This is a genomic window from Levilactobacillus lindianensis (genome assembly GCF_003946095.1).
GTDB lineage: Bacteria > Bacillota > Bacilli > Lactobacillales > Lactobacillaceae > Levilactobacillus > Levilactobacillus lindianensis.
Genome location: NZ_RHOD01000015.1, coordinates 54,874 through 64,434, shown reverse-complemented (window position 1 = coordinate 64,434; position 9,561 = coordinate 54,874). Strand labels below are relative to the sequence as shown.

8 protein-coding genes and 1 pseudogene are annotated in these 9,561 nt (G+C 44.5%); 2 read left to right on the top strand and 7 right to left on the bottom strand.

Annotated features, from left to right (window positions below; genetic code table 11):
* Positions 1-450, top strand: a pseudogene (locus EKM70_RS07475) (IS30-like element ISLsa1 family transposase); the annotation flags it as partial.
* Positions 451-553: 103 nt separating this feature from the next.
* Here the strand turns inward: EKM70_RS07475 and EKM70_RS07470 are convergent.
* Entirely contained in the window at positions 554-961 is a 408-nt protein-coding gene (locus tag EKM70_RS07470; RefSeq protein WP_125546654.1) for a hypothetical protein, read from the bottom strand.
* Between the two features lie 723 nt (positions 962-1,684).
* Here EKM70_RS07470 and EKM70_RS07465 point away from each other — a divergent pair.
* The gene (locus EKM70_RS07465) at positions 1,685-2,113 is read left to right on the top strand and encodes a helix-turn-helix domain-containing protein (protein WP_125546652.1); all 429 of its coding nucleotides are present in this window, start codon (positions 1,685-1,687) and stop codon (positions 2,111-2,113) included.
* 101 nt (positions 2,114-2,214) lie between these two features.
* On the opposite strand, the gene EKM70_RS07460 is transcribed toward EKM70_RS07465, so the two are convergent.
* The 6 genes from EKM70_RS07460 to EKM70_RS07435 form a co-directional block, all read right to left on the bottom strand.
* Positions 2,215-4,563: an L-type lectin family protein gene (locus EKM70_RS07460; protein ID WP_125546650.1), complete on the bottom strand. Its 2,349-nt coding sequence runs from the start codon at positions 4,561-4,563 to the stop codon at positions 2,215-2,217.
* 655 nt (positions 4,564-5,218) lie between these two features.
* A complete protein-coding gene (locus EKM70_RS07455; RefSeq protein ID WP_225416403.1) occupies positions 5,219-6,253 on the bottom strand; it encodes a DUF916 and DUF3324 domain-containing protein in 1,035 nt (344 codons plus the stop codon).
* 90 nt (positions 6,254-6,343) lie between these two features.
* On the bottom strand, positions 6,344-7,051 hold the full coding sequence (locus tag EKM70_RS07450) for a WxL domain-containing protein (protein WP_164506351.1): 708 nt from the start codon (positions 7,049-7,051) through the stop codon (positions 6,344-6,346).
* Positions 7,052-7,094: 43 nt separating this feature from the next.
* Complete coding sequence (locus EKM70_RS07445; protein WP_057878846.1) at positions 7,095-7,742, bottom strand: WxL domain-containing protein; 648 nt, start codon at positions 7,740-7,742, stop codon at positions 7,095-7,097.
* 20 nt (positions 7,743-7,762) lie between these two features.
* Positions 7,763-8,152 (bottom strand): LPXTG cell wall anchor domain-containing protein, encoded by a 390-nt coding sequence (locus EKM70_RS11520; protein ID WP_225416402.1) that lies wholly within the window; start codon positions 8,150-8,152, stop codon positions 7,763-7,765.
* A gap of 514 nt (positions 8,153-8,666) precedes the next feature.
* The gene (locus EKM70_RS07435; RefSeq protein WP_125546642.1) at positions 8,667-9,383 is read right to left on the bottom strand and encodes a class A sortase; all 717 of its coding nucleotides are present in this window, start codon (positions 9,381-9,383) and stop codon (positions 8,667-8,669) included.
* Positions 9,384-9,561: the final 178 nt, after the last annotated feature.

Below are 9,561 nucleotides of genomic sequence, written 5' to 3'. Positions count from 1 at the left end.
TGGGAAGTAGATACGGTGCTTTCTAGTCGAAGTGAGTCACGATCATGTCTGGTTACATTCGTAGAACGTAAGACCCGACTTCTATGGGCCATCAAAGCCCCTAATAGAACGGCTAAGGCTCTAAACACCGCCTTTGGCAAGTTTATGGGGGCCTTCGGTCCCCAAGTAAAATCCATTACTGTTGATCATGGTAAAGAGTTTGCCAATTATCAGGCCTTAGAACAGGATTATCAGATCAAAGTTTATTTTTGCCATCCATATTCACCATGGGAGCGAGGTTCCAATGAATATTTTAATAGGCGGTTACGCTGGTTCTTCCCGAAAAAGACCAATTTTAGCCAAGTAACGACTGATGAGATCCTAGCAGCACTTGAACTAATTAATCAACGACCATTAAAAATACATCATCAACAGACTGCCATTGAAAGATTCCGGGCTTGTTCGGATTAAACTTGTAATTTGCCAATAATAATGATTGGCAAAAATACTTCATAGGTATTCAATACACTTGATTTGATAATCCGTCATTCTTAAATTAATCGCTAAAATCTATTTAAAACTTGGCATGAGATGCTGAGTAAGTGTGAAGAATCTTAAACTGATTGGAGTTAGTCCAGTTTGCAGAATACATTTTGCTGCCGCTATTGTACTTACCATGCTTGCCACCAGTCACTTGCCAATTAACACCACCAGCACCTCTATACCAAGTTCGGACAACTTCACCTCTATGTAAGGTCACATGCCCTGCTACGTATTCTCCGCCACCGTTCTTGAAATACTTAACGACCGCCACATGTCTAGTCTTTCTAACTTTTACCTTATATTCGCGGTTGTAGTGCTTGTAAATACGTGATAATGTCAACTTCTTAGCTTGGGCAGTTGGCACATTCGTGCTACTAGTAACTGAACCCCCAAGCGCAGTTGAAGCCAAAACAGTTAAGATAAGTGTTCTAATTTTCATGCTGTTATTACTCCTTTGTATGCAGATACAATTCCTCAACGGAAAAAATTATCAAATCAAATGCCATGACTATCTATTCCACACTTCAGATAGTCCTTCTCTTTCAAAATCCGATATACAAGCCTATTTAACCCTCCGGCCAGGTTGCTAATCATTTTTATCTCACAACATAGACGGTCTGTTATTTCTTAAATTTGTAGCTAACTATAAATAACTAAAGAAGCTAAGCGTCTGTAAAAACATGAGAATAGCGATAACAGCACTAACAACTGTGAATGTGCTTACCCCGCTTCTTTGATAAGAACTGTAAGCAAAATATCCTAATAATATCGACAAAAGAAAGTTTCCAATAATGTCAATACTCACCATGACTATCGACTCTTTTCACACTAGATTTTTGAATATCAATCGAATTAGGTCCCTACCCAGGCACTGAACCTTTGATGTAAAAACTGCTAGGCATTTTCGAAAATTGGGACCAACTCGGACTCCAGGCTAAGCAACTCTTCATCCCTCTTCACCTATGCCGTTTCAATTCCTGTGAATGTCCAAAAGCTAGTAGTGAAAAAACCAACAAACCTCACCCTATACTTTATAAAACTCCCGGAACCCCCAACTACCACTATATTACATGTTTGAAAGTGTTTCAATAATAACTTATTTTTGCTCTTAATATCCGATAAAGTCACCATTAGAAGCACTAAGAAGGAAGAGGACCACAAAATGAACACATCAGAATACGGCCCATTAGGCGAGCGGATTCGATCGCGACGGAAACAACTTGGCATGACACAAGAGGAACTGGCCGAACAAAGTAATCTGTCCGTGAACTATATTTCAAAAATCGAACGAACACAGGACCAAAATATTAGTTTTGAGGTTCTAGCTAATATCGCCCATTCACTCAATATCACGATTGCGGAGTTCATTGGTAAACCACCAATTACGCCTTCTAACGCGGACATCGAAACTGTTCAGGAACGCAAGCTACTGACTCGCCTCCGGCAGATGGACCGAGAGTCTCGCGACAAGGCAATCGATGCAATTCTTCAGCTACTCGATCTCCAGGCATCATCTAAAAACAATCGTGGTAGCCGCGCGGGTAGACCCTTAGGGCACGATAAAGGTAAAAAAGGTCACGCTTGTAAATAGTCACGCCCCAATTCTCAACCTTCAAAAAAACCAACAACAAAAAAGCCAGCCCTCACAGGCTGGCTTTTAACATACTTCTATTCATTTTAATTTGGTTGAAATCATTTTGGAGCATCACTCAACGTCCAATGAACGACGGTCGAATAAGGTCCCCAAACGGCCCCAGCGTTGGTCTTCAACACGATCCCTTTATTGCTGTTCCAATCACCAGTCACGTTGACCTGATCATTGTCAGCGTCCGTTGTCTGTGTATCAATCACAGCCGAGCCTTGTGTCAGACTTTGTTGTTTGCCATTACCGTCCACGTAGACTAGGTCACCATCTAACGTTCCACGTAACCGACTAACGATTGGATCAGCCTGTGCGGTCAACGCCCATTTGCTACCAGTACCCCGAGTATCGCTAACTTGAACACCCCAACTACTGTCGGCAGCGTAGGTCATCGCAGAACCCGTCAGATCCTTTGGATGGTCCACGTTAAACGTGGCTTTAGGGTTAGCTAACAAGTCCAAAGACCCATCCTTGAGCGTAATCGTATAGCCAACATCATTCGCCGAGTTAACCCCATTATTATCAGTGGCATACATCACAAATTGATTTCCATTAGCCAACCCGGAGATGATACTGTTAGCAGGAATCGTGTAAGTGAATTCACCCGCTGGATCGTCGTTGCTCAGCGTGGTTGGTGGTAAACTAATGCCATTCATTTGCGGGTGTAACGTGATGTTATTGTTGGTTGCTGGCGTTCCCGTCAGATAACTAATCTTACCGGTGATCTTGACGTCCTTGGCTTCGGTCAACGTCTGGCTTCCAGTCAGGCCATCAGCCGCAATGTTATCTCCCGTGAGCGCCATTGTCATGGCCCCATCGACTTTGTTAATAACGAAACCACTCAGAGAAGCACTCGTCAAGGCATTGGAGCCATCAAACGAACTATCCGTTTGCTTAACCGTCGTCTGATCGTTGTCTCCAGCTACTGCTACCCCTGCCAAAGTGATATCCACGGAAGCATTAGGATCCGTGTCACCATCTTTTTCAGTATTCAGGTTTTCAAGTGACTTGCTTAAAGTTTGTCCGGTCGTATTACTCGTATCTAAGCCACTGATGGTGTCAGTATCTCCATTAGCGTACTTAACCTTGGCACTCTTGAAAGCGATATTAGAAGGCAAGTTCAGCTTGGCGACGATGTCCTTCCAAGATTCACGACCACTCGTATACTTCAAGTTGTAATTCAGCGACATCCGGTCACCGCTATTTACGGTATCCGTAGCCTCATCAATAATTTTGTCCGACTGTGATGTATCGGTCAGAGTTGCCGCTGCCTTGGCATTAACCAGTCCAGGAACCTGGTCAAAGACGACCATGTTCGGTTCCCAGCTACTCCCAGTTGACCCCGTGAACCCCCAACGAACCTTTCCGTCCGAGCCCACCTTTAAGTCAGCTGGATTGATATGGATTGGATCACTCGTATACGTCTTATAACTCCCAGTTGAGGCCGTTTCCTCACCGCTAACTGGTGGTCGATCGTTATAAACATAGGTCATCTCATCCTTTGAACTATCCCACTTTAGTGTCATGTGACGCCAAGTCCCGCCGTTTAAGAACGTAAAACTTGAATCACGCAAAACGCCTTCATGATTCAAGGTCAGATATGAATAATTGTAATTAACCGTCGTATAGAGAGGAAGACCAAAAATACCGGTGCCTGTCTGAACCTGCTCTGGATCGGTCGCACCGACAACTTTATTGTAGCTTCCAGATTTTCCTGGGAAACTTGACGCAATATGATTCCCGGTTTCTGTCTGATCAAATGCCGAAACGTTTCCAGCCTTCAATACTGCTAATGCGTCAGTATTATTGTTCAATTTGGTATTCTTGTTAAGGTAGGTATCAAATTCCAAAGCCCAACTATCTTGAATAGCCAGCTTGGCTACTGCATTAGTGTCCAAATCATTGTCATTAGTAGCTGTATTGTTCTTGAGATTTGTTCGAGAATCAGACCCCCAAACCCCTAACGTCTGGCCAGCATTCGGCGTTCCGTCAGCTTTTTTGGCGATGGCATTGACACCGGCAGGATCATTCTGCATAACAAAAGCCATTCCATCACCACCAGAAGTCCCCCGGCCGTCACCGAAGTACATCCACATTGAGGCTGTTTCATCTTCATTCAAATTCATCCGAGCGTCATCACTCGTCCAAATTGCCCCAACCTGGTTTTGTTTAGTGGTCAGCACAACGGCTTGGTTCTTACCAAAATCGGTATCTCCAACCTTCGCAATATTGCCTGGGATGTTCCCAGTACTGAAATAGTTATCAATCGTGATTCCCTTAGGCGCAGTTTGTAAAATCTGGTCGGTCGTCATTGCGGCTTGTGCCGTCAATGTCTGGCCACCGATCACTGCCCCAGCAGTTAAAGTCAAAATCCCTAGTAAAATTGCTTTAATCTTCACGTTTATCTCTCCCTCAACCATCAAAAAAATGGTCAACTACTAGTCATCGTTGAGTTGTTTTTTAATGTTAGTTCGCTTCATTTGTAACTTTTATGCATACAGTCAAGCTAAGTTGTACTGTTAATTAACTGAATAATCTCCGTAAAACAAAAAATTCAGGCTGTGCAACCGGTTGAAACTGCATTACTGACAACATTGGGCATCAATTGATAGAACGTGAACACCCGTTGACTACTTTTGCTATTAATTAATGTAATTATAGGCTGTTCAGCCCCAAAACTCAACCTTTATGTTTGATCCGCCGGGAAAGTTGAACGTTTTACTTGAGTCAAAAATGCATAATTTGACGACTATCCACTTTGGCGATTCTGTCCAAATCCTAGTAACTCAATTAATCTCACAATGAAATCGATCCCATCCAATCGGAGCCTAATTTTAAAATGTATAATTTTATATTTTATGCATTTTTATTAACTTTGAAACTTATTTCCAATTGTTTTACAACCCGCCAAACTGACAGAAATACCGACAATTAGTTTCATTTGTAAGTAAGTCATCAGTTGCAGTGTCCTTGCGGTAATCCCCGTTTTATAACGATTGCTGATAAAAAAGACGTCGATCATTAAGATCGACGTCTCTTTTTATCTAATTTAGCTTACTTCTTGTCTTCATCATCTTTACGACGGTTTTTCCACAGCAAGTAGATAATAATCGCAACCAGAATCAGAATGAGTAGACCACCAGCAACGAACCACCAGAAGTAACTCTTCTTTTGGGGCGCATTGTACTTATTTTGAAGTTGACCGATTCGCTTCTGTGTCAGCTTAAAGTTCTTCACGAAGTGCCAGTGATAGCCACCCTTGGCATACGCATCCAGCGTTAAGGTATAAGTCCCAGCCTTCATCTGCGTGTCACCAAATGGAATCGCATAGTCGAAGTTACTGTTTGGCGCCATGGCCAGGTTGGACTTTTCATTACTCAAGACGGCCTTGGTGCTCCCTTCCTTGGTAACCTTAGTCCGCACCCGAAGCTGGTTCATCAGACCTGGACGTGGGTTTTGGAGGTTAGCTTCCACTTGATTGTACTTGTTGAATTGCCCGACCTTGACCGTGTTCATTAACATGTCCGGTGCCACGTCGACACTGTCTTCACGCAAACGAACGCCAATCACATAAGCAAAGGCATTCTTAATGCTAACACCCTTCTTCGAATTAGAATTATCGTTCGCGGTCAACTGCTTAACGTTGATCCCACCTAGAATCATCCCGTTAATCTTCTTAGCAGGCATCTTATAGGTAACGTAAACGGTCTTCTTGCCCTTGGCAGGTACAGAAACCTTCTGGGTCTTGTCCCCGAAGATATCCTTGATCCCAACCTTTAACGTACTATCCCTTTTGGGATTCTGTTGGCTGTAATCCACAACCCCGTTAGGATTGGTAATCGCCTGATTGGCACCAATCTGGTATTCTTTGGTCTTCTTCCCCGTGTTACTGATGACAACCCCTAATTTTTGCTTCTGGTTGGGCTTTACCCGTAAAGCAAAGTAGGTGACCTTCTTGTCGTCTTGATTCTTAGGCAAGATCGCACTCACCGTGTATCCCACACTTTCAGCATGAGCAACTTGTGATAAGCCACCGGCTGTGAGGAACAAGGTCCCAACTGCTACTAATAACCGTAACCACTTTTTCATGATTATTTCGGCCTCCATATTCAATTGTTAATAGGTTCATTGTAACAAAGAAAGCGGTGGCTGTCGCCACCGCTTTCTTTAAGATTCGTTTTATGGCGTATCGGTTAACTGCCAAGTGAGCTCACCAGCGTACGGTTGCTGTTTCGTCACTTGGGCCGCGTTAACAAACAAACGCGTTAATAATTTTGGTTGATAGTTCAGTCGCATGATCCAGGTGCCAAGACCCGTATCCTTTTTCGCCCGCGCAACCAGTGCCGGAATACCTAATGGCAACTCTTGGTCACCACCGACCGTCACACTTGGTTTACCACTCACTGTGTCGGCGTAGCGCGGAGTGAACTTCGATTGCCCGAGAGTAACCGAAGCCGCAGAAATGACCGATTGGTCCTTTTGACCAGTCAAAGGACTTGGTGTAACGTAAAGCTTCCACCCATGTCCATTGTACCGTCGATCACTAATCTGAACGAATGCCTTGGTATTAACCGCTGTTGCGGTAATGAGCTGCCCGTTTAAACCAGCATCCTGCCTGAACTTGATGTTCGAGACATAATCCAAGGTTAGCGGACCAGTGGACCCAGTCCCCGGATTTTCAGGATCCTCGGGATCACCGGTGAAGTTACCACCGGGGTTATCCGGATCAACAGGTTTAACACTGGTGTCAGTATCCCCAGGTGTCAGACTGGTTGACGCCGTTGTCTTGGACGGATCAGCTGCTAATGCAACTTCCTGTGGCGACGCCAATGCGAGGCTTGGACCAAGCACTAAGGCAGCCACGACTGAAGCAAACGTCTTAGCCACCACACAGCCCTCCTTTGCTTAAAAGCAACGGGTCATCGACGACTTAGGCTGGCGTGTTAGTCAACGTCCAAGTTAGCTTTGAAGTGTACGTGTCAGCCTTGTTACCAGCAGCAACCTTGAAGGAAGCGTCCTTAGCAGCATAGTTAGCCATCCAAGTTCCGACACCTTGACCAGTTGCAGCCTTGAAGACCAATTGGTTCGTTTGACCTGCAGAAGCGAAAGTCAAAGCGCTACCGGCATCAACGGTACCCTTGTTAGTACTGTCCAGAGGCGTAACGGCTGGTGCACCGAAAGTCATTTCACTGGCGTTTAACGGCGTTTTTTCATCACTACCCACGAAAGCACTAGAAGCAACTTGAACGTTCCAACCAGAAGCAGTCCCTGGGTCATTAACTGTAACAGTACCTGCCGCAGCGTCCTTGTTTACTGAGTTAGCGTTCGTGGTAAAAATACCATCAGTAAATGTTTGCGTATTCCCATCGAGCTTACCACTGAAAGAAACATCAGGAGCGGAAAGTAATTGGATACCACCGGCACCGGTCGATGGGTCACCAGGAGTCAAGTTAACCTGAGCGACAGTATCGTGTGAATCAGTAGCCGGCGTTGTATCGGCGTTAGCCGTAACAGCTGTGAAACCAAATCCAGCAACGATAGCAGCAGTAGCAAGTAATTGTAAAGTCTTCTTAGTCATAATAAATTTCTCCCTCAACTTTAGTTATTTTGTTTTTTCATCCTAGTTTTGATAAAGCCTATCCAAACCAACAACATTAAGATAATTCCCGCCATCACGCCTAAACCAAGGGTTATCTCAGAAGTCTGAGGCAAAAGCCCGGTAAGGCCATGGTTGGTTGAAACTGGTTGACTTGAGCCGTCTGCAGTCTGAGTAACGGTCGCCCCGGCACCGCCGGAGTTGTTATGGGAAAGACCTGGTGTTGTAATCAAGTCCCCCTCCCCACCAGAACTCGGCGGGGTTAACGTTACTGAATAATTCGACTGTTGAACGTCACCGGTCTGGGTTGATGCCCGATCAGCTGTTGGGAAAACCCAACCGATGATGAGTAGGCTCAGTACCAGCAATCTCATTTTTCGGAATTGCGTCACTGTCCATCCACACATCCTGTTCTCGCAAACCTAAAGCCAATCACAACAGAACACCTACATGAAGCTTGTTCAAATAAAAAGTTCATATCAGCTGATTACAGGTAGTATCTTAGCATGATTTTTCTGCTCTGTCCACAATTAACGATGTGTGGGGAAGAATGTTTACTTGGAAACCGTTACATAGTCTGTACTTCCGTTTATAGTGTAGACGGATAAGACATAAAAATCCCGTCACATCAGCATTTGTAGGCTGTCATTACGAACATAACACTTTCTATATTTAGGAACCAATCATGAGTAAGTTCTCATGAAGCCGCTATCACAGCAATCGTTTACACCGTGATTTCTTACACAAACCCATCATGCGGTGAAACAGATCCGGCACTCAAACCCTTGTGAAACCTACGTTTCCCATCAGAACAGAGATAAACAGTTTTACTGAACTTTCACAATCTCACTTTTCGAAAAAAAAAGCACTTTTTACAATTTTTTTGTAAAAAGTGCTTGGAACGACTTAATTTTTATTATTGAACCCACTATGGAAGCCCTTTTGAACCGAAACTGGTGCATCCTTGTACGCCATCTGCTTCACGTATTTACCACGAATCATCAACCGGTTTGCGCCCGTAGCATCGCAGGTGATCAACGTGACCAACTTCTGCTGCGTCTGATCGACCACCTGAACATCGGTAGCTGGAATGAACTTCCGAACACTAACCTTATAGACGAAGACCTTCTTGGCATTTGTCAGGTAGATGGTCTGACCAACCCGCGTTTTCCAGTAAAGTGGACTAAAGAGGATCGTCTGTGAGGTCATGTGGTGTCCCGCTAACGGATAATTTCCCTCACCCATCTTCTGATCGGCCCGCATCGTCCCGGCAGTCAGCGCCAAGACCTCATTGCTGACCCCCTTAGCGATTGGCAAGTGAATCTTAGACTGGGGCATCAGAATCTCCCCAACCACATGAATGTTGGCGGTGTTCCAACGGGCATTAGCGACTGTCGAGAAGTCCAAAGACTTCACCTTACTGAAATCGTAAGAGGCCTTCTTACCCTCGTTCTTCTTTACCGACTTCTTAGTAATTTGCGGTTGATAGGAAGAAATCAACCAGTTTTTAATCTGCTCGTTAAAGATTAAGCCGAGTGAAATGATAATTAAGATGATAAAAAGCGTCGTCCAGAACCAGCGCCAGCGATGCTTATTCGGTTGCTGCTGCTTTTTCTCTGCCATAGTGATTACTCCATTCCCCAAACTCGTAGTCTTCGTTATCGAATTCTACCCCAAATGCTGACAAAAACAAAGTAAAACAGACTTCTCAACAAAGGATGATTACTCAATAATGCCAACTCTGGGCAACACTTCTAATAGAAAAGGCGTGACTGCTAGCTAGTCATCTTTTCTGACAACC